The following is a 26,241-nucleotide window of genomic DNA, read 5'->3' as shown; positions in this document are numbered from 1 at the left end:
TGTACAAACAGCACTACAAGGAACATCTTTTGTCCAAACAACACAGCACTTTCACAGTTTACTTAGCATTTCATAATTCAGGTTGAACATGGAAAATATCCAGATTAAGAAGACCGGTACCGTTTACGACGCAGTTGTAGTGGGCTCGGGAGCTGGCGGAGGTATGGCCGCCTACACGCTTGCACATGCAGGCCTCAAAGTACTGATGCTTGAAGCAGGGGCTTATTTTGATCCCCGAACAGACTCCCATCAGTTAAAATGGGCATGGGAATCAGCCCGCCGCGGCGCAGGTACAACAAGGCCTTTCGGCGATTTTGATGCTGCTTATGGCGGCTGGCAATTAGACGGAGAACCTTATACCACCAAAGATGGTACCGAGTTTGAATGGTTTCGCGCCCGTATGCTAGGAGGCCGAACTAATCATTGGGGCAGAATATCCTTACGCATGGGGCCTGCAGATTTTAAACCAACAGACGGACTAACCGACCCCTGGCCCATTACGTATAACGAGCTAAAACCTTTTTATGACAAGGTAGACCGCATGATCGGTATCTATGGAACAGTTGAAAATATTGAAAGTGAGCCAGACGGAATATTCCTTCCACCCCCAAAACCACGTCTCAATGAACTTTTCATTAAACAGGGTGCAACCAAAGCCGGGGTAAAAGTTATTACAGGCCGGGGTGCGGTACTGACAGAAGCACTGAAAGACAATAACGACCGCGGTGCCTGCTTTTACTGCGGACAATGCGGCCGTGCCTGTAAAGTTTACGGAGATTTCTCTTCCTCATCCTGCCTGGTGATCCCGGCAGTGAAAACGGGCAACCTTAAATTGGTTACCAACGCGATGGTTCGCGAGGTACTTACAGACAAAGAAGGGCGTGCAACCGGAGTTTCTTATGTAGACCGCAACACCCTCGAAGAATACCAGGTCAACGCAAAATTAGTTATCCTGGGTGCAAGCGCAGGAGAATCAGCCCGCTTATTACTCAATTCCAAATCGGAAGCACATCCTGGCGGATTAGCGAACAGCAGTGGCGTGGTAGGCAAATACCTCCATGACAGTACCGGCTCCAGTGCTGGTGGTTTCCTTCCCCAATTGATGGATCGTAAACGCTATAATGAAGATGGTGTGGGCAGCGTCCATATCTATTCACCCTGGTGGCTGGATAATAAAAAATTGAATTTCCCCCGCGGTTATCATATTGAATATGGCGGCGGTATGCACATGCCCACTTATGGTTTTGGCGGCAACATACAAGATATGAACGGGGCCGTGCCGGGCCGTGATGGCAAAAAGAAAGATGGTGGTGGTTATGGTGTGGGCCTAAAAGATGACTACCGCAGGTTTTACGGTACCCAGATTGGCATGGCCGGTCGTGGAACAGCCATTGCCCGGGCAGACAACTTCTGCGAGATTGATCCTAATGGCGTAGTTGATAAGTATGGAATCCCGGTATTGCGCTTCCATTATAAATGGACCAATGACGAGATCAACCAGGCTAAACACATGCAAGAAACTTTCCAGGAAGTGATGCACAATATGGGTGCTATTCATGGCAAAATGCAGGGTCCTGAAACCAACTATGGTTTGGAGGCACCAGGAAAAATTATTCACGAAGTTGGAACCGTAAGGATGGGCAACGATCCTAAAAAATCTGCCCTGAATAAGTATTGCCAGGCGCATGATTGCGAGAACCTTTTTGTGGTAGATGCTTCCCCATTTGTACAACAAGGCGATAAAAATGCCACCTGGACGATTCTTGCACTCAGCATGCGCACTGCGGAATATATTTTGGCACAACGTAAAAAACTTAACGTATAAATCATGAACAGACGCGAATCCCTTAAAGCCATAGGTATAGGAACCATAACAACCGGATTGCTGGTTGGCGTTGGCTGTAACCTGAGCGACGACAAAAAAGTACCAACAGCTGAGACCGCGGCCACAAAAGCCGTTCCCGGTCGTATGCCGGAAGAAGTTGAGCGTGAGAATAAACTATTGCAGGATAAGTATTTTGATGTCCATGAAATGGCTACCATCACCATGCTTGCAGATCTCATTATTCCAAAGGATAAACACTCCGGTAGTGCATCAGATGCTAAAGTTCCAGAATTTATTGAGTTCATTGTGAAGGATATCCCTGCACATCAATTGCCCATGCGCGGTGGTTTGAAATGGCTGGACCTGCAATGCCTCAACCGATTTAATAACCCATTTATCAAATGTGAACCTGCGCAACAAATAGAAATGCTTGACGAGATTGCTTATCCGGCAAAAGCAAAACCGGAGATGGCGCAGGGAGTAGCTTTCTTTAACCGCATGCGTGATCTGACCTCCTCTGGTTTCTGGAGCAGTGAAATGGGCACAAAAGACATTGGCTACGCAGGCAACGCACCCAATAGATGGACTGGAGTACCTGCGGATGTGCTAAAGCAATATGGAATGGAAAATGTAAAAATCTGATTAGCAGGAAATATGACCTTGCGAAAGGTATTTAGATTTTCATGGAGAAGGTTTTCATGTATAGGAGAAAAAAAACAATCTATTAATTATAATTGAGCTGGACAAAAAACCTGCCGTTGACACGCGACAAATAAAAGCCGCTGCAGTTTACAAGCTACAGCGGCCATTTATCAGAAAGTCGTGATAATGGAATTTGGTAATGTTATTTTTTCTCGATCCAGGATTTCAGATCTGCCACTTCTTCCTTACCGGTACGATGTTCCATGTCATACTCATGATACTCCATCAAGGGCAACATTTCGCGCAGATATGCACTCGCTTCATGCGCATAGTGTAGTGGCAGTATAGTATCCCTGGTTCCGTGTGCAATGAATATCCTTAGTTTCTGAAGCAGCGGGCCAGCTTTGATCAATGGTTTAACTTCCGGTAAGAGGCGACTACTGAGGATGAATATTCCAGTTAGTTTCTGCGGAAAGGTTAGACCTACACTGTATGACATAATACCTCCCTGACTAAAACCGCCCACGTACACATTATTTTGATCGATAGAATAACGCTCAATCAACTGAGAAATGAAGGTATTTAACACCAATCTACTTTTTTCGGCCTGCTCGGCATTGATAAGGGGTTTACCCAAATGATGAGCAAGTTCAAACCAGGTATACCTTCCCGGAGATAACATGTAAGGTGCCCTTGCCGATACGATAATGTATCCTTCCGGCAAGCTATCTTTCAGTTGAAAGAGATCATCCTCATTGCTGCCTATACCATGTAACAACAATATTAATCCATGCTTTTGAGCTGTTTTTGCAGGCTCATATATTTTATAGCTGAGCATCAGCTCTTCTCCTTTTAGTGTTTCTATTTTATGTTCCATAATCTCTAAATTTCATCCAATCTGAACGGAGCGCATACTCAGGCTTGCAAATTGATAACCCTCATAAATATGACTGATAGGTTCGTCGCCGTATAACATTCCCATTGAATAGATCAGGGGAAGATAATGCTCATTGGTTGGCACCGCCAGTCTGGCACCCTCACCAGTATAATTGATCAGCGCATTTATATCACGCCCATCAATCTGCTTTTTAACATTGGCATCAAACTCCAGGTTCCAGTCATAAGGTTTTGCATCGATATCTTTAAAATTCATCATGCTCACGTTATGTACAATATTCCCGCTGCAAAGAATTAAAACTCCTTTTTTTCGCAGTTCTTTCAGCTGCCCCGCCAGTTGAAAATGAAATAAAGGTGTTTTGGTATAATCCATGCTCATCTCAAAAACAGGTACACTCCCATCCGGCCAGATATATTTAAGTACCGTCCAGGCACCATGATCCAAACCCATTTGTTTATCTTCCTTTACATCGGTAAGGCTAACCATTTCTATCAATGATCTGGCGAGCCCGGGGTGTCCGGCCGACGGATAATTAAATTCGTATAGCTCATCGGGGAAACCACCAAAATCATGAATTGTACGTGGATTTTGACTTACACTTACGTAGGTGCCCACCGTTTCCCAGTGTGCCGATATCACTAACACAGCATTAGGTTTTTCAATTCGCCTGCCCAATGCAGCAAGCATACGGGTAAAGTCATTGTCCCAAACTGCATTCATTGGATTACCATGACCAATAAAAAGTACGGGGGATAAATTAGCCCTTGATTTAAATTGGCTGGCAATATGGTGCAAATCCTGTAGCTGCATATTCATACAAGCAAAATTCTGGAAAAGCATCATGGCTTTTCCTAACACAGGATAAGAAATGAACTTAACACAAGTTAAGTTCATTTCTTACGCTCATCACTGTTAACCCCCATTTCGGAATGGCTTAGGAAAGATTCAATTTATGGTTTTATTACAGATTTTAGAAGCTTGAAATTAAATCGGTTAACGGCAACCAGCCACAGATATATCCCGCTGATCAGCACAACAATGGCAACCAGATCAAACAGCACCCAGATAACTTTTAGTGGTTTGTTTATAGGCTGACTTCATCGAAATGGCTATGACAATCACTGATTTGGCTACGTTCGTCTCGCATGCGATAGGGAGATTTGTTAAAAAGAAACGAACAATGAAATATATTATAACAGGATCTCTGGGACATATCAGCAAGCCACTTGCCAACGACTTAATACAAAAGGGCCATTCAGTAACGGTGATCAGCAGTAACCCCGCTAAACAAAAGGATATTGAGACCATTGGCGCAACAGCAGCAATTGGCTCAATTGAAGATGTCAGTTTTTTATCGAAAACATTTACCGGTGCCGATGCGGTTTATACCATGCTGCCACCGTTTAAATTTGAAGAAAACCCAAATCTTGATGCAAGGGAAGAAGCCCGCAGACTTACAACTAATTATGTTGCGGCCATTCGGCAGTCAGGGGTGAAAAAAGTAGTTCACCTCAGCAGTATCGGAGCACATACGGATAAGGGAAACGGATTGCTGGCCTTTCATTTTATTGCAGAAGCGGTTTTAAACCAATTACCTGACGAGGTAAGTGTTACCTTTATGCGACCTGTAGGGTTTTATTATAATCTATACCAGTTTATGGATATTGTTAAAGGAGAAGGTTTTCTGAAAGGTTTTATAGGCCTGTTTATGACCCTTCGGTATTATGGTTTAATGGGTTTACTGCAAGGAAAAAAAGGCCTTATCATATCTAACTATGGAGCCGAAGATAAAATGCCCTGGGTTTCGCCCATCGATATCGCATCTGCAATCTCAGAAGAATTAACCAGTCCTTTAACCATGCGCAAAGTGCGTTATGCAGCAAGTGAAGAACTGACCTGCAGTCAGATTGCAACTACTATTGGAGTGGCTATAGGTAAACCATATTTGAAATGGGTAACTACCAGCGATAAACAAATGCTGGATGCATTAATTAAGTTTAAAATGCCGCTGGGCCTTGCAAATGATATTGTAGAAATGAATGCGAGCATGCGTAACGGCGGCATACTATTTGAAGATTATTATAAAAATAAACCAGCTTTAGGCAAAGTGAAAATAAAAGATTTTGCAAAGGAATTCGCAAACGTTTATCATTCCAAATAGATCATTTCTTCAGAAAAATATGCAGCCATTTCAGATCAAAACCATTAGTGAATATCACAAGGCTTTGGGGATTGCCAGCCCCGAGCATCCGCAGGTAAGCGTGATCAGCCTGGATGAGTTTAAACCACCGGTCGGCAATAGCAGGATAAGCGTAATCTTTGATTTTTATATTATTTCGCTGAAAAGAAATTTAGAGGGTACAATCAAGTATTCCTATGGTCAGCAGCGTTATGATTTTGATGAGGGCGTTATGTTTTTTATTTCTCCAAAACAGGTATTTTCATTTGATGCTGATCAAAATTTTAGAAGTTCGGGATGGATGTTGCTGGTACATCCCGATCTGCTTTGGAATTCATCGCTGGCAAAAACTATAAAACAATATGAATTCTTTAACTATTCTGTAAATGAAGCCCTCTTTCTCTCAGAGAAGGAGGATGCAACCATTGCGGGTATTGTTCAGCTGATAAAACAGGAATATCACGCCAACATTGATAAATTCAGTCAGGGTTTGATCGTTGCGCAAATTGAACTGTTGCTGCAGTATTGCGACCGGTTTTACAACCGACAGTTTTTGACCAGAAAAATAAGCAGCCATCAGATCCTTAATCGAGTGGAAGATATACTTGCGGGATATTTTAATAGCAATGACCTGAACAAAAAGGGATTGCCAACGGTACAATTTATTGCAGAACTTTTAAACCTATCACCGGGCTATTTAAGCGCATTGCTAAAATCTTTGACCGGTCAGAATACGCAGCAGCATATTCATGGCAAGCTTATCGAGAAAGCAAAAGAAAAATTATCCGGCACGGATCTTTCGATTAGCGAAATCGCTTATGAATTGGGTTTTGAACATCCACCCTCTTTCAGCAAATTATTTAAAAGCAAAACCAATTTTTCGCCATTGGAATTCAGGGCTACATTTAATTGACATCCAATATCTTTAAAATAGTATGATTGATTTTTTAGCTATATCTTCCCCAGTCACATTAAATCCAATTTGATTCGATAATAGTAAAAGGTTTGGCAGGAAACACAATTAAACGGAAGTTATTCCTGAGTGCAATCGTTAAAATTCAGATGCATGAGATTCTCAGCGATAAATGTATGTTGAGCCGTACAGATATATAAATTGAGCCACCAGAGAAAGCTCCCGCTGCATATAATATTCATCTTTGTACCGTTACTTATATAAAAATGACGGCAATGATAAAAATAAATCTCGGCAAAAACGGCCCGCTGGTATCTAAACTCGGATTAGGATGCATGCGCATGTCATCGGTTTGGGGCGGTCCTGTAAACAATGAAAGTGAAAGTATTGCTACTATTCAGTCTGCATTGGATAGTGGTATAAATTTTTTAAATACCGGTGATTTTTATGGCGCTGGCCACAACGAACTGCTGATAGGCAAAGCTATTAAAGGCCGGAGGGACGATGCTTTCATCAGTGTCAAATTCGGGGCAATGAGGGATAACGGCCAGCGGCTTGGACTGGATCTACGCCCTATCGCTATTAAAAACTTCATCAACTATTCTCTGGTTCGTTTGGGAATAGATACCATTGATCTTTATCAGCCCTGCAGACTGGACAACAGTGTTCCGCTGGAAGATGTGATCGGAACTATCGCCGACCTGATCAAAGAAGGAAAGGTGCGCTATCTCGGCGTTTCTGAAATCACTGCCGATCAACTGCGTCAGGCCAATAGCATACATCCTGTTACAGCGTTGGAAATAGGTTATTCATTAGCAGATCGTCAAATAGAAAACGGTCTTCTGCCAACGGCAAAAGAGCTAGGTGTAGGCGTAGTAGCCTTTGCCAATACTGCCGAAGGATTGCTTACGGGTGAGATGAAAGCGCCATTACCAGCCAATGCCTACCAGAATCAGTTCCCTCGTTTTCAGGGAGAGAACCTGGTAAAAAACCTGGAGAAAGTCGAGGTATTAAAAGAAATGGCAAAGGACAAGGGGTTCACACCTACCCAACTGGCAATTGCCTGGGTTAATGCACAGGGTGATCATATCGTCCCATTGGTAAGCATGAGCCGCAGATCCCGATTGCCGGAAAACATACAGGCAATGGAAATAGAGTTTAATTCTGAAGAGATGAATATCCTGAACACAAATTTTGCTTCAGGCTCATTACTTGGCGGCACCTATCTGCAACGTTAACAGGCCGGGGCTTGCCAATTAGCCCCGCCTATTTAATATCTTTACATAATCACAAATCCGACAATTCAGAGGAAGAAGCTTCGCTGGGTTTAAGCGGATTTTCGAAAACATTCGATATGCCACCCCGGCATTGGCCCCAGGAGAAAGAGCTGATAGAAGCCCCCTATCTTATGGGAAAAAAGAACAGGAGGTCATTTCCAATAACTCTTATCATAGTGATAAAAGAAAACTAATTTTGAAACATCCTGTGCTGAATTGTATAGATTCGAGTATTTTTTATAACATGATAAATGGTTTTACCGGGAAATTTGAAAAGTCTAATGCAAATGGTAAATATTCAGGTTCCCGAAATCTTAACGAAACATAAACAGTTACAGACTGCAGATTTTTCTTTCGTTTACTACAATGAATACAAACCTGTTGGAAGGAACCTAATTTCTTTTAATCATTATGCAGTTAGTTTTATACTTAGCGGACAAAAGGAGCTTTACCGTGATGCATCATGTACGCTTATTGGCGAACATGATGCTGTTCTCATACCCAATGGAAATGCAATTATAGCCGAAAGAAGATTAAATGCTGAAAAATATAGTAGCCTGGTTATCTTTTTGTTCCAAAATTAGCCGAGGATTTTTTATTAAAACATACTGCGAAACAAAATAACAATAGAAATGGGCTAATTGAAAACGAAACCTTCCTTAAATTTCATCAGACACCATATATTTCAGAATACATAAATGTATTAATCCATTTAATTGAAAAACAGATTCCGGTACAACCAACTTTATTGCTGCATAAATTAGAAGAACTTTTTTTGATATTATTGGAAAAATTCCCTGTAGAATTTGTTCAGATATTTAAACCCGATAGCGTCAGCAAAGACAATATGTTGAGACAAATCGTAGAAAAAAACATCTTAAACAAGCTGACATTAAATGAGCTGGCATTTCTTTCTAATCGCAGTCTTGCAAAATTTAAACCGGATTTCGAAAAAGAGTATGGTGTTTCACCAGGCAAGTACATCAGGGAAAGAAAACTTGATATTGCAGCGCACGCTATTGGTGAAGGTAACGCGCTCAGTCATATATCCACACTTCTGCACAAACATTTACATTAAAAAGCCAGGATCTTAGCGGTCAGTTTACCAGTACGTTTTTAGCTAAAACTTTAGGTTGTAATGGCGAAAATAAATCGCCACAGCTGGCATGGAATGATGCCCCTCCGGAAACAAAAAGCTTTGCTGTCACCATGTATGATCTGGATGCACCAACTGGTAGCGGCTGGTGGCACTGGGTAGTATTTGATATTCCTAACAATTTAAATGAATTGATAGAGGACGCAGGAAGTGTACAAAAGCCCTTACTGCCGAAAGGAATTATTCAAAGTTTAACAGATTTTGGGAAAATTGGTTACAACGGGCCTTATCCGCCTGAGAATGATAAGCCTCATGCTTATTTAATTACGGTATATGCCTTAAAAACAACTCACCTTGGCGTTGATAAAAACACTACCCCGGCATTAGTCGGATTTGTAATCAATCAAAATTTGTTGGCAAAAGCATCCTTAATCGTTTATAGTAAAAGATAATATTTATTTTGCGTAACGCTTGGATATGCCACGCAGCAGCTCAAAGCACATATTGAAGCTGCCATCAACGCCGGCGGAACAAAAGGACAGATAGTAGAAGTTATCTTGCAAATGCTTTTTTACGCAGGAGGTGCTGCCACCAGTAATGCGCTGGGAACACCTAAAGAAATCTTCAATAATTCTCACTAAACAATTCCGGCCATTGTAATGTACGGTGCATAAAATGCTGAATTAAAGAGTCCTGTATAATCAATATACAGGCTCTTTAAGTTGTGGATTTATCCCCTCAATTTCGCGCTCAGCAATTTGATGAACCTCTTGATCAACCAGAGTCCGACCGCTTTATCTGTATAACGTTGGCCTACCCTTTTTTATTTATAATCTGAAATCAGATGGGTTTTAAAGTATCTGCGTTTTTGTTTAATAAAAATTTAGAGAATAAAACAGTAATGATGAGAGCAAGTATGCCTGTACAAAGCAGGCTGGCAGGGGCGCCGATATGTTTAGATACAAAACCTATTAGAAGACTGCCCAAAGGCAGCATTCCGTAAACAGCTGTGGTTAAATAACTAATCACTCTTCCTCTCATGTGTTTGTCAGATTCGATTTGTATGATGGTATTGCTAACCGCTGTCTGCGACATGGTGCCGAAACCACAACACACTGCAAATACCATGGCTATAGGGAAATAGCTGAAACGGGAAAATAAGATAAGCCCTGTACCCAGGATAAGTGTATTAAAAAATAACACCTTTTTTAGATTAGCTCCTGGCTTAAGTGAAGCCAGGAAATAGGCGCCGCTAACCGCCCCCAGGCCAATAAAGCTGCTGATATAGCCAAAAGTAGCAGCATTGCCCTTAAAGATAACTTTTGCAAATACTGGTAAGAGTGTATTATAAGGCAACACCAAAAAACTGGTAAGGGCCAGCATAAGAATCACCATGCCAATAGAAGGGGTCCGTTTGAGATAGGCGTACCCTTCTATATATTCTGTTTTTAAACTTCTTGTTATCCCAGTGGGAACAAATGCCGGCAATTTCATTAATAATAGTGAGACGATGACACATAAGAAACTAAAGGCATTTAACAAGAAACAAATTCCGGCACCAAATTTAACCAGCACCAGGCCTGATAAAGCCGGCCCTGCCAAACGCGCAAGGTTGTTCATAGATGAGTTAAGTGCGATGGCGTTTGGCAGATCTTCTTTATCAGTTATCATCTCATGTACCATTGGCAGCCGTGCTGGTACATCAAAGGCGTTACTTATACCAAGTACTACGCTAAGTGCAAGTATTTCCCATACCGTATAATGTCCCCAAATTACCAGCAAAGCGAGCAGAATACCCTGTACCATAGCTGTTGACTGTGTAATCATTACAATTTTATAACGGTTAAACCGATCTGAGATAATTCCGCCATAAAGTGAAAAAAGAAACGAAGGAAATTGGGAAGCAAATACTGAAATGCCAAGCATAAAGGTGGAATGCGTCATCGTATAAATTATCCAGCTAACTGCTGCACGCTGCATCCAGGTACCGATCTGAGAAACAGACTGTCCACAAAAATACAAGCGGTAATTGCGGCTACGGAACGCCCTAAAAGTATTTATTTTCATATTTTTAAACCATTTGACACATTACGTAATATGTCGATAGTAAAACAAATTTTTTTATTTCTTCAATCCGTTCATCAAGGCATTTATCAAGACTTTCACTGTAATTTCTATGCCGGAAAAATCATCTTCAATGATCATTTCCCTCTTTAAGCCATGTAAACTACTCAGCAATACATAAACAAGTGTTTCCAGTTCTTCGACAGGTATGACTTTCAATTCCCCTTTTTCAATTGCCTCATTTAAAACCCTGGTCAATAAGGAACTTTCTAAATTGAAGATTCGTTTGTGGATGATGCGTTTTACTTTGGTATACCGAGACATTTCATCTGAATCCATGCCAGAATCAGCAGCATTATACAGCTCTTTTCTTCTTTTTGCCAGCCTCAACCTGGTCAAATAAAACGCCCCGATCTTTTTTTCGATGGTTGAAGCCAATTCTACTGATTCGCGGATCTCAGTAATCATCTTCCTGATCGCAATATCCATCACGGCAATGAATATCTCTTCCTTATTTTTATAATAATAATAAAGCGAACTCCGCCCCTTACCTATGGCTTTCGCCAGATCATCCATATTGACCTTATTAAATCCATGAACCAAAAATAAGGTCTGGGCCGACTGTATGATTTGTTCCTGAACTATATCATCCTTTATAGAATCGGTTTCAGACATAGAATTTAGAATTATTTATACAAAGATACTATTTTATCGACAAATAACAGAAAACGTCGAACTAGATATCAATATGAAAATTTAATTATAGAGAATTATCGCGCAATAAAGCTGTGTCAAAAAAGAACTTACCGGATCTGAAGAATTTTTGTGTTATTCAAATCCCATTATTATGGTATAAATTTTGATCCGGCTTCGTTCAATTTACATCTCCATCATTATCTGTTAATTGAATTGTATTCTTCATCAGTTACACGGTCTAACCAATTTACCGGGCCTACGGGAGAATTATTAGTGATCACGATATGGGTAAAACTGCTGTCATGCGCTGCACCGTGCCAATGCTCTACATCAACCGGAATCACTACTACATCACCTTTTGCCAGTTTCCTTGCAGGCTCCCCTCTTTCCTGATAATAACCCTTCCCATTTAAAACTAACAAGATTTGTCCTGTCGCATGGGTATGCCAGTTGTTGCGGCAGCCAGGTTCAAAAACCACGTTACCAATAGAATAAGTACCAGTCTGGTCTTTGGGCACTAATATATTCACCCAGGCAGTACCATTAAAATAATCTGCGGGTCCCTGGTTCCCTCTTGGAAAAATTTCATTATCATCTGTAATATTCATGGTCTCTATTTTATATTTTTAAGTTGTTATCGTTTTTCAATTTTCAGCGGTATAAATAAATTGGCACATTAAATAGAATTAATCTTTTCAAAGTGATCTCAATTGAGCATCCGGTATTCATTTGGCGTAACACCTGTATGCTGTTTAAAAGAACGTGCGAAATGCTGGGGATATTTGAAGCCTAATTCATAAGCGATCTCACTCACTGACCTGGAAGTATCAAATATCCTATCTTTCGCTATCTCCATTGTTTTGAGTTGAATATGCTCTTGTGCGGATTTTCCTGTTTCTTTTTTGATCAGGTCGCCGAAATAATTTGCCGAGAGGTTTAGCTGATCAGCGCAGTAACCAACAGATGGCAAACCAATATCCCTGGGTTTAGCTGAATTGAAATACGCGTTCAGCAATTCCTCAAATTTTTGTAAGATACCTTTATTCACGTTTTCACGGGTGATAAACTGCCGGTCGTAAAAACGGACGCAATAATTTAACAGCAACTCGATATTACTTACAATTAATGTTTTGCTGTGCTTATCAATGCCGCGTTCCAATTCGTACCTGATCTTCGCATAACAGTCAAAAATAGTCTTCCGCTCACTCTCAGAAAGGTGCAACGCCTCATGCACTTCGTAAGAAAAGAAGTTATAGTCAGCGATGTGCCGTCCCAGGGATGTACCTCTAAGCAGATCCGGGTGAAATGCTAAAGCATGGCCCTTTGGTTGATAATGTTCAACATTGTTCTCTACACCTATCACTTGCCCGGGCCCAACAAATACTAACGTTCCTTCTTCGTAATCGTAATAATTACAACCATAATGCAGGTCGCCACATTTGATTTCTTTAAGAAACACGGTATAGAAGCCATAACTGATTCGTCGGTTAAACCTTTTATCCGCTTTTGAAAGGTCAACCACATTAACCAGCGGATGTAAAGTTTCATTGTTATTGGCCGCGTTAAACTGACCAACTGTGTCAATTCTAATTACATTCTCCATGCTCTATGCTTTTATCTTATTCAAAGATAGGCTATCAAATAACGACTTTTATGGGCCCAACCCCAAATCGGTAATAATGGTAGGTATTGCAGTAATCCGTATACGTTACGAACCAAATTTTGAGCTGATATTTGTAAAGTCAGAAAATTGAACACCTGTAGAATAGACTATCATATGATAAAAACAAGAAAATTAGGAAATAGCGGACTGGAAGTATCTGCATTAGGCTTAGGTTGTATGGGCCTAAGCTTTGGTTATGGCCCGGCAACAGAAAAAGACCAAGGTATAAAGCTAATCAGAGAGGCTTATGAACAAGGCATCACTTTTTTTGATACAGCTGAGGCTTATGGCATTGCAAATGAAGAACTAGTTGGCGAAGCATTGGCGCCTTTTAGAAAAGAAGTAGTGATTGCAACCAAATTCGGATTTCTGGATGGTGATTCGCAAAAAGGGTTGGACAGTCGTCCTGAACGGATCAAACAAGTAGTTGAAAATTCTTTAAAAAATTTAAAAACAGATGTGATCGATTTGATCTATCAACATCGCGTTGACCCGAATGTTCCGATGGAAGATGTTGCCGGTACGGTAAAAGATTTAATTGCGGAAGGAAAAGTAAAATACTTCGGTCTTTCAGAAGCCGGTGTTACCTCTATCCGTAAAGCCCACGCAGTACAACCTGTAACTGCCTTACAAAGCGAATATTCAATTTGGTGGAGAGAACCAGAATTAGAAATCATACCAACTTTAGAGGAACTTGGAATTGGTTTTGTTCCTTTCAGTCCTTTAGGTAAAGGATTTTTAACAGGGGCTATCAACCAAAACACACAATTTGATGGTAAAGATTTTCGCAATATTCTACCTCGTTTTTCTGAAGAAAACAGAAAAGCAAACCAGGCATTGGTAGAATTATTAAAAAACATTGCTGCAGATAAAAACGCTACGCCTGCACAGATTGCATTGGGGTGGCTACTGGCGCAAAGGCCCTGGATAGTTCCAATTCCCGGTACCACAAAATCACATCGTTTAACAGAAAATATCAATGGGGCATCGGTTGATTTATCATTAGCAGACGTTAAGGCAATTGATGAAGCTTTTGCCAAAACCAATGTACAAGGGGATCGCTATCCCGCTCATCTGCAAAACAGAGTGGGCAAGTAAAAACACCTTATTAAACAGAAAATGAAAAATTTCAATTATTAGTGCCGATGGTGGTATAGTTCAGTGCAGTAGGTGCCATGCCAAACTTTTTCTTGAAGGAATAGGAGAAGTGTGACAAGCTTTCAAAGCCCAGGTCGAGGTAAATGGCCGAGGGTTTTTGATGTTTGGTTTCGATAAGGTGCTTCGCTTCGTTCAATCGCTTGTCCTGCAGCCAATGACGGGGCGGAGCACCAAATGTTTTCAGAAAATCGCGTTTAAAAGCTGCCAGGCTACGTCCGGTAAGCTGCGCGAATTTTTCAATGGGAACGTTGAAATGAAAGTTACTGAGCATGAACCTTTGCAGGTCTATCTTATGAGGTTCCGAAAAGTCGAACAAAAAGTTGCGAAGTCCCGGTAGGGCAAGCAGTAATAATTTAACTCCTTCTTTCACTTTCAGGATGCCCATTTCGTCTGTCATAGTTGCTCCCGAGCTTCGGGCGTATGGAACAATAGATTGAAAATATCCCTGCAGAAATTCGTTAGATGGAATTAAGATATTTGGCAGACCGATATATTTCCGGTCTGCTTCTAGTTTTTCTTCTAACACGATCTTGCACAGCAGGTCCTCCTGCAGGGAGATCACGATTGTTTCATAGTTCCCTCCGGGTACCGGTGTTTTGGTGAGCGTACCCAATTGATTTTTGCCGATCAGCAGCATCTCCCCTCCGTTCATCGATATGCTTTGACCGGAGGTTTCCAGGATCAACTGTCCTGAAACCTGAAATATCAGGGTATGGTGGTTCCATAAACATACTTTCTCTTTCCGCTCAGCAGATAGGTAAGAGTAGAAGATCACGCCGGGGAGAATTTCTGTTGGACTGGTCATTTAACGTTGTAAGTAAGTGCCGCCACGTATAGCGCCTATTGCAAAAGTAGTGTTTAAGATGTTCATTTCTTGCGGTGTAAATACAATATCCATCGCTGCAATATTTTCCGGCAGGCGCGACCTACGGCTCATGCTTACCAAAGGCATCACATGATCTCCCTGCTCCTTCACCCAGGCAATCGCAACCTGTGTTGGCGTATAACCTTTATCGCTGGCTAATTGCTTTAATACTTCTACTTTATCCAGATTATTGACTAAGTTTTCGCCCTGGAAACGAGAGAAATGGTTACGGTAGTCATTTTCTGCAAGCGGTGCTTTCATTTCACCGGTCAATAAACCCTCGGCAGTATTGGCGAAGGCCACTATGCCGATGCCTAATTCTTTTGCTGTAGGAAGCAGCTCGATTTCCATTTGACGATCGGCCAGCGAATAGCCGATCTCCAGCGCGCTGATGGGGTGAATGCCATTGGCTGTACGAAGTTGTTCGGCCGTAATTTCCGATACCCCAATGTGTCGCACTTTACCTTCTTTAATCAGATCGGCGACCGTTCCAATGATGTCTTCTACCGGCACGCTGTTGTCCATTCGGCTGGGCTGATAGAGATCAATGGTTTCTACCCCCAAACGGGTCAGGGAATAATTTATGAAATTCTTGATAGCAACAGGCCTCAGATCCATTCCCAGCCACTGGCCATTGTGAAAGATAGCACCGAATTTTACGCTGATGAAGGCATCGTCGCGCCTTCCTTTTATGGCTTTGCCTATCAGCATTTCATTATGACCGGCACCGTAAAAGTCTCCGGTGTTCAAAAAGTTGATACCATTATCCAGGGCTTCATGAATTGTAGCGATACTTTCTGTTTCGTCAGGTGTAGGACCGCCCCAGATAGAAGACATACGCATACAGCCTAAACCAAGTTTGGATACGAACGGGCCATTTTGACCCAACTGAATTTCTTTAATGTTTTTCATGATACAAAAATGAGACTTTCAAGCACAGAACAGTTGCTTCCACGGCTCATATCTTTTGCCTGTACGGCTCACCGTTTTGATGTTTTGATAAGCTTGATTATTCAAATTTGATTTACTTAAAAAATGATTATTTTGTCAATGCACTGTATATCAATACGCTTAATCAATGTTTAAAAAAAAAAGACTGACTTAAATTCACTGATTACATCATCCTCCTGGTAACATTAAAATATAAACTGATAAAACTATGAAAACAATTAAACGTCTCTTGATTTCCAATTTGCTGGTTATGTCTTTCATTGGTACGGTAAAAGCAGCGCTTATTCCGGCTAACCCGCCATCAAATTTCAAACACCAGTTCGCTACCGTAAACGGCGTTAAAATCCATTACGTTATCGGCGGTAATGGTGAGCCTCTCCTGCTGGTACATGGTTTTGGTCAGAACTGATACATGTGGAACAGGTTGTTACCAGAATTATCCAAACACTTTACTGTGATAGCACCTGATCTGAGGGGTGTTGGTGAATCAGACAAACCTGACGACGGCTAAGAACACATTACCTTGCCGGCCATGATATTGGATTAATGGTGGCCTATGCTGACGCGGCCCAGTTTCCTGGAAGTGTGAAAAAGCTCGTTTTAATGGATGCATTGCTACCTGGAATAGAACCCGTATGGAGCCAGATAAAAGCCCAGGCCTGGTGGTTCGGCTTTTTTGCACAACCGCATGCAGGAGAATTGATTTCAGGAAAGGCAGGCCTGCTTCTGACCGATTTCTGGCCAGTGGTAGGGTTTAAAAAAAATGCTTTTAGTGCCACAGAGCGCAATGAATTTATTCGTGCCTATTCAACACCCGGCGCAACAACCGGTGCGTTCCATTGGTTTGGCTATTTTGACCTGGACGCTAAAGACAATATTCAGTTTGCAAAGCATAAATTATCAATGCCGGTATTGGCTATGGGCTCGGATCATTTTGCAGCCCCATATCTCGCTACGCACATCAAACTGGTTGCTGTTAATGTCAGGGAGTCTGTGATTAAAAATTCGGGACACTGGGTTGTTCAGGAAAACACACCTCAGGTACAGCATGATCTTCTGGCCTTCCTATTAAGATGATGTAAACGAATTTTGGTCTGCTTTTTTATCTTTAGTTGCAAGACATAAAAAAGCAGACCAAAATACAACTAAAGCAAGCCCACCAATAAATTGGCCTCAACCTTACCCTAATCCTTTTGCAATAGCAGATCTTATTTTCAATACCTCTAATAAAATTACTTTACACTCGTTTTTTATATTATCTGGAACCCAAATGTAAGTGATAATAGACATTCTCCCCCATCATTCTGGGGAAGTATTCTGGCATTTGTTCACTGTCCAGACGTTCAAATCCATTCTTTTCATAGAACCTATGGGCCGCCTTCAGCATATCAACTGTTCCGAGATAAATATCTGTAATCCCCTTGAGTATACAATGATTCATCAGCGTATCAAGCAATAGTTGTGCAGCTCCGGTTTCTTTGCCCCTATATTCTTTTTTTACAAACATTTTTCTTACTGCACAGGCATGATGTCCGGTGTAGATCATTGCAATAGTTCCGATCAATTCTTCATTGTTCCAGGCACCCCAGAACCCACCTCCCGCTTGGTGATAGTGTGTTTCTATATCTAAGAGATCTGGCTGGCCTTCCAAAGTAACCGGCACATTAAATTCTATCTGTTGAATAGGCAGGATAAGGTCAAGAATCTGCTTTTGGGTATTATTAAAAATAGGAGTAATTTTTATTTCTAACATGGTGATAATAATTTTAGTTCAAATATACGTAGCCTGCTACATACATTCAAAATAAAATAGAAAATATTATACCCAAGCTTTGTTTTTTCGGCCTTACTGGAATTTATTTTTGTCTTTCGCAAACCTTGGTAAACTGATCTTCAATTCTTCTGCCTTTGATAAGACGTCGTGGCAATAAGATCGTAACTCCTCAACATTTGAGTGCCCTGTAAATATTTGCTTCACAGATGGTAAAAATTTAATAACCCCTTTCATTATAAAACTTAACAACCAGGGAGGTAAACTAAAGGCTTTTAATTCTGAATTTCCCTTTAGATCCACACTTCGGGCTTTTAAAAGGGGAATTAATTCTTTGCTGTTTAAAATTACATTTTCCCAATATTTTGTAGTCCGCATATCAATAAGCGACTCCATGCCTGTCGTTGATTTCAAATTTTCAAGGTGTAGCGCAGCATTAAATGCAAAATGAGCAAACAGCCAGGAACGAAAATCTTCAATTTCTTTGATCCTAAACCCCGATGATCTGAACAAATCCATGACTGCTAATCCTCGCTGGGTTTGCGCTGTTTTAAAAGTGCCCATGTTGACTATGCCAAACAAAGAGCAATTTAATACTCCTTTTTTATCGAACCCGCCGCCTGCCTGTGGAAAGCCCCAAACCAATTGGCTCAATGGCAAATGTGCTGTTTGCGCTAATGGCTCTTCCCAAAAATTATTGAAGATCAACAGGGTTGCCTTGCCAATTTTATCTGCCAGGAAATCAGCTGCTTTTTTAAATTGATAATGTTGAACACTCACCATTATTAAGTCATAATTGTGATTTGAATCTAAATCTTCTCTCAGCGTGATATTCCAATTTTCATTTACTAAAATACCCTTAATTTTTTTTCTTGCATCTAACATTTTCAAAACAAGGGTGTTCCCAAATTCTGCCTTTCTACCTGGTCTTACATAAAACTCAACGGTATGACCTGCTTTTTCAAAAGCCCAGCCGTACTGCACCGAAATTACGCCGCGTCCAAACATTAATATCTTCATTTTTTCTATCATTATTTGGCTAAAGTAGTTTAACTTCGGTAAGTATTATATATTAGTATACTTAAGTATACCGACATCCGCTTCCCCTTATGTACCAAAATATCAAGACTATAATAGATTTGAAAAAATGCAAGCCGGAAGAAGGTTTAGCGTTATTGGAAATTTTAAATGTTTTTTCAGGAAAATGGAAAATACTCATTTTGGGCGCTTTATATACACAGGAGATTCGATTTACGGAAATAAAGAAATTGATACCAGCTATAACTTCCCGCATGCTTTCCAGGGAACTCAAAGACCTTGAAATGAGTGGCTTGGTTAAGCGGACTGTTGACGATTCCGGGCGCGTATTGATAAAATATGAGCTGACTGAATCAGCAAAAGGTCTAAGCGAAATAGGTTTAATGGAATGGGCACTTGAGCATAGAAAGATCAGCAAAGCTAATCTGGGTGTTTCCTAACCAAACAGATACAAGTCAACTAGATCAAGTTTTCAACGTGATCTAAAACGTAACACGCTTCCCATTTTTCCATACCTATCCTGGAGTAGTATCCTACCGCTTTTGGTGCTGCAAGTAAGATAAGTTTTGCCTGGGGAGTTCTTGCCTTAGTGATGCGGATCAGCTCCTTACCGATGCCCGTTTTCTGATACGCCTGATCCACGGCCAAGTCTGAAAGATAAGTGCAGTACACAAAGTCAGTAAGCGACCTGGAAATACCGATCAGTTTTCCATTATCGCGCGCCGTTGCGATTAGATTAGCAAATTTAAGCATTTCAGCAAGTCGCTCAGGCTCTTCTACCGGCCTTCTTTCCGCCAATGTAGAGTTAACTAAGACTTCTCTAAATTCTTCGGTGGTAATTGTTTCTTCAATCTGATAAGTAATCATGTCCTTGTCTGTTTGTACTGTGGTTTAAAAAATGTAGTAATGATCTACGTCTTAAATTAAAAGAAATTGGCCACTTAGCAAAGCATGCATTGACACAGCATGCGACGATCCGAGGCTATTTTAAATCCTAACCTATTCTAATGCATCATAAAAGATTCATTAGAATAGGTATGTAAATCCGAACTTGTACAACAATAGATATCACAAATTCTCGTCTAAGTTAGTACATAGATTGGTAAACTCTGTTTTATTTGAAAGTCGATAATAATGTTGCAAGCTCGGCAGGCATGCTGATCATGGCATCATGGCCGGTGTTAAGCTCATAATATTTCCATGCCTTGCTCTTTTTGGCCTGATCAGCAAACTGTTCAAGCACTGCTAATTCTGGATTTCGACAGGCAATATAAATCAGGGGTAAATGATTGCCATAAGGATGTTTTAAAACCAAAGGCTGGGTAAATGTTTTGTAAGGCTGACTGGTTAAACGGTCGTTTGTCCATCGAACGGCGATGCTGTCTGTTAGACCGAACCATGAACTTGATGGGGATGGAATACTCAGTCCCTGATCAAAATCCATAGCTGTTTTTGTAAATAAATCCTGACTTTCCTTAGGATTTAGAGAGAGTGCACTCTGGCCATTATCTACCAGTAAGGCATCAAGATATACCAGCTTTTCCAGCCGCTCCGGAATCCTGTCTGCCACACCAGTAATAACTGCGCCAGCATAGCTATGCCCAACCAGGATTACATGATGAAGGTCTTCCGCTATTATTAGGTTTACAATATCCGTAATATGGGTATTCAAATCAACATCTTTATTCAACATGTTTTTGTGTTCACCCAGCCCGCTAAGTGTAGGTGTATAGACAAGATCTCCTTCAGCACGAAGTTTTTCACTTACTTTCTGCCAGCACCAGCCACCATGCCAGGCACCATGTACCAGCACAAAAACAGGTTGCTGCGATTTATTTTGCGCATTAGAGCTGATTGTGCTACCCACTATGCATATTACCAGAAGATAAAAGGAGATTGATTTAACTATTGTAGTTTTCATATTAATTATTTTTGTGCAAACGTAGCTTTTACAGAAAACAGCCACAATAACTCACCCCAAAGTGAGCCGACCAATAATTTTAACTATGGCAAGTAAACTAAAAAATGGCACCAGCAATGCTTGTAATATTCAGATCCTACATAAGTCATGTGAGGTGAATGAAACATTAAGGAACATCAGTCCAAGATGGAAAATGCAGATCTTACACAGCATAAAACAGGGGACAAATCAATTCAGTTTATTAAAATTAGCTTTCCCCTCTATTTCTGATCAGATATTAGCTAAACGGCTGTCAGAATTAATGGTGGATGAACTTGTAGATAAAACAACGATACAGGATACCGTACCTCAACAGATAACCTATACCACTACAAAAAAAGGAGAGGAACTACTTAAAATTATAAATGACCTGCACCAATGGGAGATAAGTTGGCAGATACTTTAAATTTATAATAGTTATTAAATCAGCCTGTTATCTTTTTTAATTCAATAAGCAAAAGCCGTCCCATTGTCTTTCATTTTTTGAAATTTATGTATAAAATGAAATCCCCTGGCATTTTGTTGCAGGGGATTTCAATCTAACCTAAAATTCCCAGATTACCTTAGGGTAACTAACTAAATTCAACCCTGATAGTGCTATTCTTCAAAACGGCTACGTAACCATCCATTTTAGTGAATTTTTAGTTGCATGAAATACTCAATTTTGTCAAAGAAAGGTCTATGTAGTCTTTTCTCTTAAAATGAATAACTATGGACATAGAAAAATTTATCGAAGAGTGGATTTCGGTTAGCAACAGTTATGATACAGCAAAATATTTAGAGTTCTATACGGAAAATGCCGTTTTGGACGATCCTTCTGTTGGCAGGAAATTTAACAAAAAAAAAGGTATAAGGGAATATTTTGAAAGCTACTTTATCGGTTATAAAACACAAGTCAAAAAAGTGGAACTCATTGTAAAAGATGATCATCAGGCACATTTAGAGGTCGAGTTTACAGGAGATTTTCCTGAAGGTAAGCTCGGGGGAACTTTTGATTTTAAGTTTAATGGCGGAAAGATTGAATTTGTATTAGCAGATCTGATTTAGCTTTTATCTGGGCATGCCCTTCATTAAGTCCTTTGCAAAAGCGCTTAGTGAAGTCGTGTTCAATTGTAAAAGAAAGGGCAATTGTAATAGAAGCTGCCCTTTTTTTACAATTGAACACTGAACCTACCCTATTTTAATTCCAGACCATGGTATTTTCAGGGGTTTATATAACCTTCAATACGTAAATTTAAATTGTAAATGTTAATCTGTTATTCAAATCCTGGCTAGCTAAATGAATTTCTAAAATCAAGTGGCGATACATTTGTTTTTTTCTTGAACATTCTGTTAAATGATTGTGGATGTTCAAAGCCTAGTTTATAGGCAATCTCACTGATCGATAAATTAGATATAGATAACAGCTCCTTAGCCCTTTCAATCAATTTCTCATGAATATGCTGCTGCGTATTCTGCCCTGTTGTGGTCCTTAACATATCACTAAGATAATGTGGGGAAACATTTAGCGGGCTGGCGAGTTGGGCCACGGTCGGTAAACCGGTCAGCGATGGTTGGTCGCCATTAAAGTATTCAGATAATAACGAGTCAAAGCGTACCAGTAAATCACTGCTTCCGGTTTTTCGTGTAATAAATTGCCTGGTATAAAAACGTTTACTGTAATTCAGGAGTAGCTCCACCTGTGAGACAAGAACGTCCTGGCTGATCTGATCAATAGCAGATTCAAGTTCGGCACCTATGTTTTCAAATATTCCTATAATCACCTTCTTTTCTCTATCAGAAAGGTATAAAGCCTCTGTTACCGAGTACTCAAAAAACCATAGTTCTTAATGTTTTGCCCAAGGGGATGCCCCAGAATAAAATCGGGATGGATAAGTAACGTATAACCTCCATAGTCTGCTTCGTCTTCTACCGCAGTGATTACCTGGTTAGGCGAAAAAAATGACAATCCCCCTTCGTCAAAGTCATAATGGCTTTGCCCATATTTTATTTTTCCTATAAAATTCCTCTTGTAGGAAATTTTATAAAAATTGAATACCATTCCCTTTTGTAAATCTGCTGTATCAGCTTTGACATCACCATAGTCCACCAAACTGATCAGCGGATGCAGTGGTTTGGGTAGTCCAAGCGCCTGATGCAACGCCGAAATAGAGTTAAATAAAATCGGTTGTTTTGTTGGTGTTTTCATATTGAAAAGGCTAAAAAGAATAGAGGAAAATATGTTCCCTCTATCCTTATCATCAAATTTAAACTGTAACTGCTTTATATGGGCTTTGCAGGTTAAGGTAAGCTCTCAGTTCTATACGAAAGGCTTCCGGCCCCTGTGCAAGTCGTTTAGCATATATCCGTACTGCATCGTTTCCTGCGGGATAAGTTAACTGATCTTTTCCATCGGTTGCAGCACAGTAAACCACTTCTGCTATCACATCCGGATTAGTAAATTCCATCAGAGTGCCATCCTGAAACCCTTCCATCATTTTCGCCATTGTGGCCGCATAGGCCTTATCCTCTGTTACTTGCATTGCTTTGGTAAATTCCGTCTTAATCCCTCCAGGAGCCACATTTTTGATGCCTATACCAAATTGCGCAAGGTCATAAGACATACTTTCTGCGAGTCCTTGTAATGCCCATTTTGAGGCATTGTAAATAGCAGACTGCGGGTTGGATGTTAAACCGCACAACGAGGTGGTGTTAATAAACAAACCACCCTGTTTACTTTTAAAGTAAGGAATAAATTCCTGAATAACCCAAACTGTTCCAAAAAAATTAGTTTCAAATTGTGCCCTGATCTGCTCTTCGCTATTGGATTCTACCGGACCAATCAGCCCGAAGCCTGCATTGTTAAAAACAACATCTATGTCGCCCAAGCTGATGGCTCGTTGTACCGTTTGCCTGATTTGTTCAATGTTGGTAATATCAAGAGGCAGCAAGGTTACATTTTCCAAATGATTTAATTCCGTCTCCTGCTCTGGCTTGCGCATAGTAGCAATTACTTTCCATCCCTGGGCATGAAATAATTTAGCAGTTGATTTGCCTAATCCGGTTGATGCACCGGTGATAAAAATAGTCTTCATAGTTTCGGTTGTTATTTACATCACAAAGGTGCAGCGCTTCAGATTTTATAATTTAACTAAATCGGACGGGATCGTAACCAAAATGAAGATAGCCTCCAAATGAATACCCTGTTCTCGCGCATAACCCCCGCTATGGAAGCGATGCTATTGATGTTTCTTGATATGAAATACTATTAAATCAATTTATTTTATATTTCCATCCGCATCAAGCTCAATTATAGTATAGCCTGATTTTTGCAGACCGGGCATTATTTTTTCTTTATCACCAACTACTAAAATCGCCATTTTGCCAACGTTCAGGTATTTCCTGGCCAGTTCGTCAATTTCAGCTTTGCTAATGCCGGTCAGTATCTTGTTTTCTTCAGTTATAAAACCGGGTTTTAAGTCATATTGTTGTATGCGTGCCAGGAACCCTGCTTTCTGATCATTGGTTTCATATTTCCGCGCATCAGCCTGGCCTATTGAACTTTTTGTGAACGTCAATTCATCCGGTGTAATCCCATGATCTGCATAGTCCCTGATATCTTTTATAAACTCAGTTACAGCACTATCAGTCGATGAAGCCCTTACTGCCGACGAGGCAGTGAAAACGCCGCCAGATTTGCCTGATGAAAATCCCGAATCTGCACCATACGTCCATCCTTTTTCTTCGCGCAGGTCGATATTTAAACGACTATTAAATCCGCCGCCTAACGGATAGTTCGCAATACCCAAACGATAATAAGTACCTGTAGCATCGTAATTCAAGCCGGTTAGGTAACCAATACGGATCTCTGATTGTGCTGCGTGTGGCATATCAACCAGGTACAAAGTATTTTCAGGAAGTTGGTTTGCCGCTAAATTTGCTGCGGGAACATCCACTTGTTTTTCCTTCCAGCTGTTTAAAAATTCCAGCTTACCTTTAATGCCTTCTTCACTAACATTACCTACCACAACAAGTGATGCCACGTTGGGGGCAAAATACTTATCGTAATAAGCCTGCACATCAGTTAGGGTTATATGCTGAATGGTTTTTTCATTACCGGATAAGCCGTAGGTGCGAATGTTGTCCTTACCATACAGAATTTTACCATAAAGGACGCTTGCAACATTGGCCGGTTGGGTTTTGGCGGTTTGAAAACCCTGGATAGCCTGCTTCTTTATGCGGTCAAGCGATTCCTGTGTAAACTTAGGATGCAACAAACGTTCCTGCAGTAAGGCTAGGGTAGCATCGAGGTTTTTAGATACGGTATAAACGTAAAATGATGTTTCTTCGGCAGATGCAAACACGTAGATACTGCTACCTAATTTTTCAAGTGCCGCGCCCATTTTTTCAGCTGTATAACTTTGCGTTTCATCATTTAACATCTGCCCTACAATGTTTGGCAAACCTGCTTTTGACGGATCGATAGAAGCCATTAAACCACCGCCTTTTATAGAAAGCGTTAAGCTGATTTGAGGTATCTCGTTGGTAAAGGAACCAATCATTTTGATACCATTAGGTGTTTTGGCTGTCCAGAAAGCCGGTACTTTAATCGTAGGGTTTGGACCTGCCGGAGGTTGAACATTACGGTCGTAACTGTCTTTGGCTTTATGGTACATAAGCCCGGCATAACCGTAATCAGGTGCTGTATATCCATTTTTTTCAACAGTGTAATTATCAGGTGCAACTGGCTTAATTGGACTGCCCTTAGGCAATATACTTAAAATTACTGATGCTTTCCCTTTAATATACTGTGAATAAACACGCATTACATCGGCTTTTGTAACCTTCCGAATATCATCCATTTTTTTACCGATCTGGTTTGGATTACCGGTAAAAGTCTGATCTTCGGCCAGTTCATTTACCTTTCCTGAAACGCTTGCCAGGGAGTTGATAAAGCTGGACTCTGCCTTACCTTTAAAGCGGGCAAGGTCGTCATCAGTAATACCGTTCTTTTCAAATTCGGCAAATGATGAGTCAATCATCGCTTTCATCTCCGCTAACGTTCCCCCCGGATAAGGTACCACTTGAATGGAAATATCGCCTGCCAGTTCGTTATTTTCAGAGGTCATAGAAGCTTGCGTGGCTTTCCTGGTCTTAGTGAAATTTTTGTAAAGGATTGAGTTCTTGCCCTGGCCGATGATTAATGATAATGCACGGAGCGCGGCAGCATCTTTATCGAATAATTTCACGCCTGGATAGTCAATAT

General features: G+C 40.7%; 31 protein-coding genes and 2 pseudogenes. 17 read left to right on the top strand and 16 right to left on the bottom strand.

Features of this window, described 5'->3' with window-relative positions:
- Positions 1 to 88: 88 nt before the first annotated feature.
- Both GSQ84_RS19920 and GSQ84_RS19915 read left to right on the top strand, forming a co-directional pair.
- A complete protein-coding gene (locus GSQ84_RS19920) occupies positions 89 to 1,825 on the top strand; it encodes a GMC family oxidoreductase (protein ID WP_158799096.1) in 1,737 nt (578 codons plus the stop codon).
- Between the two features lie 3 nt (positions 1,826 to 1,828).
- On the top strand, positions 1,829 to 2,467 hold the full coding sequence (locus GSQ84_RS19915) for a gluconate 2-dehydrogenase subunit 3 family protein (RefSeq protein WP_158799095.1): 639 nt from the start codon (positions 1,829 to 1,831) through the stop codon (positions 2,465 to 2,467).
- 202 nt (positions 2,468 to 2,669) lie between these two features.
- Here the strand turns inward: GSQ84_RS19915 and GSQ84_RS19910 are convergent, their stop codons facing one another.
- Positions 2,670 to 3,344, bottom strand: coding sequence for an alpha/beta hydrolase (locus GSQ84_RS19910; RefSeq protein WP_158799094.1), 675 nt, complete (start codon positions 3,342 to 3,344; stop codon positions 2,670 to 2,672).
- A gap of 12 nt (positions 3,345 to 3,356) precedes the next feature.
- Positions 3,357 to 4,259: a 4,5-DOPA dioxygenase extradiol gene (ygiD, locus tag GSQ84_RS19905; protein ID WP_216848998.1), complete on the bottom strand. Its 903-nt coding sequence runs from the start codon at positions 4,257 to 4,259 to the stop codon at positions 3,357 to 3,359.
- A 286-nt stretch (positions 4,260 to 4,545) separates the two neighbouring features.
- On the opposite strand from ygiD, the gene GSQ84_RS19900 reads away from it, so the two are divergent.
- The 8 genes and pseudogenes from GSQ84_RS19900 to GSQ84_RS28455 form a co-directional block, all read left to right on the top strand.
- Positions 4,546 to 5,526, top strand: a complete 981-nt coding sequence (locus GSQ84_RS19900; protein WP_158799093.1) for an NAD(P)H-binding protein — start codon at positions 4,546 to 4,548, stop codon at positions 5,524 to 5,526.
- Positions 5,527 to 5,545: 19 nt separating this feature from the next.
- The gene (locus GSQ84_RS19895) at positions 5,546 to 6,457 is read left to right on the top strand and encodes an AraC family transcriptional regulator (RefSeq protein WP_158799092.1); all 912 of its coding nucleotides are present in this window, start codon (positions 5,546 to 5,548) and stop codon (positions 6,455 to 6,457) included.
- Positions 6,458 to 6,732: 275 nt separating this feature from the next.
- Complete coding sequence (locus GSQ84_RS19890; protein WP_254070930.1) at positions 6,733 to 7,695, top strand: aldo/keto reductase; 963 nt, start codon at positions 6,733 to 6,735, stop codon at positions 7,693 to 7,695.
- Between the two features lie 326 nt (positions 7,696 to 8,021).
- Positions 8,022 to 8,318, top strand: a complete 297-nt coding sequence (locus tag GSQ84_RS19885) for a hypothetical protein (RefSeq protein ID WP_158799090.1) — start codon at positions 8,022 to 8,024, stop codon at positions 8,316 to 8,318.
- Between the two features lie 56 nt (positions 8,319 to 8,374).
- Positions 8,375 to 8,467 (top strand): annotated as a pseudogene (locus GSQ84_RS28460) (hypothetical protein); the annotation flags it as partial.
- Positions 8,468 to 8,482: 15 nt separating this feature from the next.
- Positions 8,483 to 8,812, top strand: a complete 330-nt coding sequence (locus GSQ84_RS19880) for an AraC family transcriptional regulator (protein ID WP_158799089.1) — start codon at positions 8,483 to 8,485, stop codon at positions 8,810 to 8,812.
- Positions 8,782 to 9,282, top strand: coding sequence for a YbhB/YbcL family Raf kinase inhibitor-like protein (locus GSQ84_RS19875; RefSeq protein ID WP_158799380.1), 501 nt, complete (start codon positions 8,782 to 8,784; stop codon positions 9,280 to 9,282). The genes GSQ84_RS19880 and GSQ84_RS19875 overlap by 31 nt, the downstream gene beginning before the upstream one ends.
- Positions 9,283 to 9,324: 42 nt before the next feature.
- Positions 9,325 to 9,471: pseudogene (locus GSQ84_RS28455) on the top strand (carboxymuconolactone decarboxylase family protein); the annotation flags it as partial.
- A 199-nt stretch (positions 9,472 to 9,670) separates the two neighbouring features.
- Here the strand turns inward: GSQ84_RS28455 and GSQ84_RS19865 are convergent.
- The 4 genes from GSQ84_RS19865 to GSQ84_RS19850 form a co-directional block, all read right to left on the bottom strand.
- Positions 9,671 to 10,897, bottom strand: coding sequence for an MFS transporter (locus GSQ84_RS19865; RefSeq protein ID WP_158799088.1), 1,227 nt, complete (start codon positions 10,895 to 10,897; stop codon positions 9,671 to 9,673).
- A 54-nt stretch (positions 10,898 to 10,951) separates the two neighbouring features.
- Positions 10,952 to 11,569 carry a TetR/AcrR family transcriptional regulator gene (locus tag GSQ84_RS19860; protein WP_158799087.1) on the bottom strand — a complete coding sequence of 206 codons (618 nt, stop codon included), beginning with the start codon at positions 11,567 to 11,569 and terminating at the stop codon, positions 10,952 to 10,954.
- Between the two features lie 218 nt (positions 11,570 to 11,787).
- Positions 11,788 to 12,198: a cupin domain-containing protein gene (locus GSQ84_RS19855; protein ID WP_158799086.1), complete on the bottom strand. Its 411-nt coding sequence runs from the start codon at positions 12,196 to 12,198 to the stop codon at positions 11,788 to 11,790.
- A gap of 98 nt (positions 12,199 to 12,296) precedes the next feature.
- Positions 12,297 to 13,193 carry an AraC family transcriptional regulator gene (locus GSQ84_RS19850; protein ID WP_158799085.1) on the bottom strand — a complete coding sequence of 299 codons (897 nt, stop codon included), beginning with the start codon at positions 13,191 to 13,193 and terminating at the stop codon, positions 12,297 to 12,299.
- 177 nt (positions 13,194 to 13,370) lie between these two features.
- On the opposite strand from GSQ84_RS19850, the gene GSQ84_RS19845 reads away from it, so the two are divergent.
- Positions 13,371 to 14,351: an aldo/keto reductase gene (locus tag GSQ84_RS19845; protein ID WP_158799378.1), complete on the top strand. Its 981-nt coding sequence runs from the start codon at positions 13,371 to 13,373 to the stop codon at positions 14,349 to 14,351.
- A gap of 31 nt (positions 14,352 to 14,382) precedes the next feature.
- Here GSQ84_RS19845 and GSQ84_RS19840 read toward each other — a convergent pair whose 3' ends face one another.
- Together GSQ84_RS19840 and GSQ84_RS19835 are read right to left on the bottom strand one after the other, a co-directional pair.
- On the bottom strand, positions 14,383 to 15,216 hold the full coding sequence (locus GSQ84_RS19840) for an AraC family transcriptional regulator (protein WP_158799084.1): 834 nt from the start codon (positions 15,214 to 15,216) through the stop codon (positions 14,383 to 14,385).
- Positions 15,217 to 16,188: an aldo/keto reductase gene (locus GSQ84_RS19835; RefSeq protein WP_158799083.1), complete on the bottom strand. Its 972-nt coding sequence runs from the start codon at positions 16,186 to 16,188 to the stop codon at positions 15,217 to 15,219.
- A 247-nt stretch (positions 16,189 to 16,435) separates the two neighbouring features.
- Here GSQ84_RS19835 and GSQ84_RS27940 point away from each other — a divergent pair, with 247 nt between their 5' ends.
- From GSQ84_RS27940 to GSQ84_RS27935, 3 genes are read left to right on the top strand one after another with little or no spacing between them, the layout of a single operon-like run.
- Positions 16,436 to 16,636: an alpha/beta fold hydrolase gene (locus GSQ84_RS27940; protein ID WP_216848997.1), complete on the top strand. Its 201-nt coding sequence runs from the start codon at positions 16,436 to 16,438 to the stop codon at positions 16,634 to 16,636.
- 3 nt (positions 16,637 to 16,639) lie between these two features.
- Positions 16,640 to 16,738 (top strand): alpha/beta fold hydrolase, encoded by a 99-nt coding sequence (locus GSQ84_RS28450; RefSeq protein ID WP_371416406.1) that lies wholly within the window; start codon positions 16,640 to 16,642, stop codon positions 16,736 to 16,738.
- Positions 16,739 to 16,773: 35 nt separating this feature from the next.
- A complete protein-coding gene (locus GSQ84_RS27935) occupies positions 16,774 to 17,304 on the top strand; it encodes an alpha/beta hydrolase (RefSeq protein ID WP_216848996.1) in 531 nt (176 codons plus the stop codon).
- A gap of 178 nt (positions 17,305 to 17,482) precedes the next feature.
- Here GSQ84_RS27935 and GSQ84_RS19825 read toward each other — a convergent pair whose 3' ends face one another.
- Both GSQ84_RS19825 and GSQ84_RS19820 read right to left on the bottom strand, forming a co-directional pair.
- Entirely contained in the window at positions 17,483 to 17,980 is a 498-nt protein-coding gene (locus GSQ84_RS19825) for a GNAT family N-acetyltransferase (RefSeq protein WP_158799082.1), read from the bottom strand.
- Positions 17,981 to 18,073: 93 nt separating this feature from the next.
- The gene (locus GSQ84_RS19820; RefSeq protein ID WP_158799081.1) at positions 18,074 to 19,030 is read right to left on the bottom strand and encodes a ketopantoate reductase family protein; all 957 of its coding nucleotides are present in this window, start codon (positions 19,028 to 19,030) and stop codon (positions 18,074 to 18,076) included.
- Positions 19,031 to 19,137: 107 nt separating this feature from the next.
- On the opposite strand from GSQ84_RS19820, the gene GSQ84_RS19815 reads away from it, so the two are divergent.
- Positions 19,138 to 19,476 carry a helix-turn-helix domain-containing protein gene (locus tag GSQ84_RS19815; protein ID WP_216848995.1) on the top strand — a complete coding sequence of 113 codons (339 nt, stop codon included), beginning with the start codon at positions 19,138 to 19,140 and terminating at the stop codon, positions 19,474 to 19,476.
- A gap of 19 nt (positions 19,477 to 19,495) precedes the next feature.
- Here the strand turns inward: GSQ84_RS19815 and GSQ84_RS19810 are convergent, their stop codons facing one another.
- Entirely contained in the window at positions 19,496 to 19,903 is a 408-nt protein-coding gene (locus tag GSQ84_RS19810) for a GNAT family N-acetyltransferase (RefSeq protein ID WP_158799079.1), read from the bottom strand.
- A gap of 247 nt (positions 19,904 to 20,150) precedes the next feature.
- A complete protein-coding gene (locus GSQ84_RS19805; protein WP_158799078.1) occupies positions 20,151 to 20,957 on the bottom strand; it encodes an alpha/beta fold hydrolase in 807 nt (268 codons plus the stop codon).
- Positions 20,958 to 21,042: 85 nt separating this feature from the next.
- Between GSQ84_RS19805 and GSQ84_RS19800 the strand changes: the two genes are divergently transcribed.
- Complete coding sequence (locus tag GSQ84_RS19800; RefSeq protein ID WP_158799077.1) at positions 21,043 to 21,402, top strand: helix-turn-helix domain-containing protein; 360 nt, start codon at positions 21,043 to 21,045, stop codon at positions 21,400 to 21,402.
- 305 nt (positions 21,403 to 21,707) lie between these two features.
- Complete coding sequence (locus tag GSQ84_RS19795; protein ID WP_158799076.1) at positions 21,708 to 22,043, top strand: nuclear transport factor 2 family protein; 336 nt, start codon at positions 21,708 to 21,710, stop codon at positions 22,041 to 22,043.
- 224 nt (positions 22,044 to 22,267) lie between these two features.
- Here the strand turns inward: GSQ84_RS19795 and GSQ84_RS28445 are convergent, their stop codons facing one another.
- The 4 genes from GSQ84_RS28445 to GSQ84_RS19780 form a co-directional block, all read right to left on the bottom strand.
- Positions 22,268 to 22,759, bottom strand: coding sequence for a helix-turn-helix domain-containing protein (locus GSQ84_RS28445; protein ID WP_371416405.1), 492 nt, complete (start codon positions 22,757 to 22,759; stop codon positions 22,268 to 22,270).
- A 35-nt stretch (positions 22,760 to 22,794) separates the two neighbouring features.
- A complete protein-coding gene (locus tag GSQ84_RS28440; protein ID WP_371416404.1) occupies positions 22,795 to 23,184 on the bottom strand; it encodes a hypothetical protein in 390 nt (129 codons plus the stop codon).
- 58 nt (positions 23,185 to 23,242) lie between these two features.
- The gene (locus tag GSQ84_RS19785; protein ID WP_158799075.1) at positions 23,243 to 24,070 is read right to left on the bottom strand and encodes an SDR family oxidoreductase; all 828 of its coding nucleotides are present in this window, start codon (positions 24,068 to 24,070) and stop codon (positions 23,243 to 23,245) included.
- A 183-nt stretch (positions 24,071 to 24,253) separates the two neighbouring features.
- Positions 24,254 to 26,241, bottom strand: a 1,988-nt coding sequence (locus tag GSQ84_RS19780; protein ID WP_254070927.1) for a pitrilysin family protein, incomplete at its 5' end; no start/stop codon positions are given.

It is taken from the genome of Pedobacter sp. L105 (genome assembly GCF_009765875.1).
In the GTDB taxonomy this organism is placed as follows: domain Bacteria; phylum Bacteroidota; class Bacteroidia; order Sphingobacteriales; family Sphingobacteriaceae; genus Pedobacter.
Note: the sequence above shows the minus strand (reverse complement) of the source record. Positions and strands in the feature narration are given on the sequence as shown.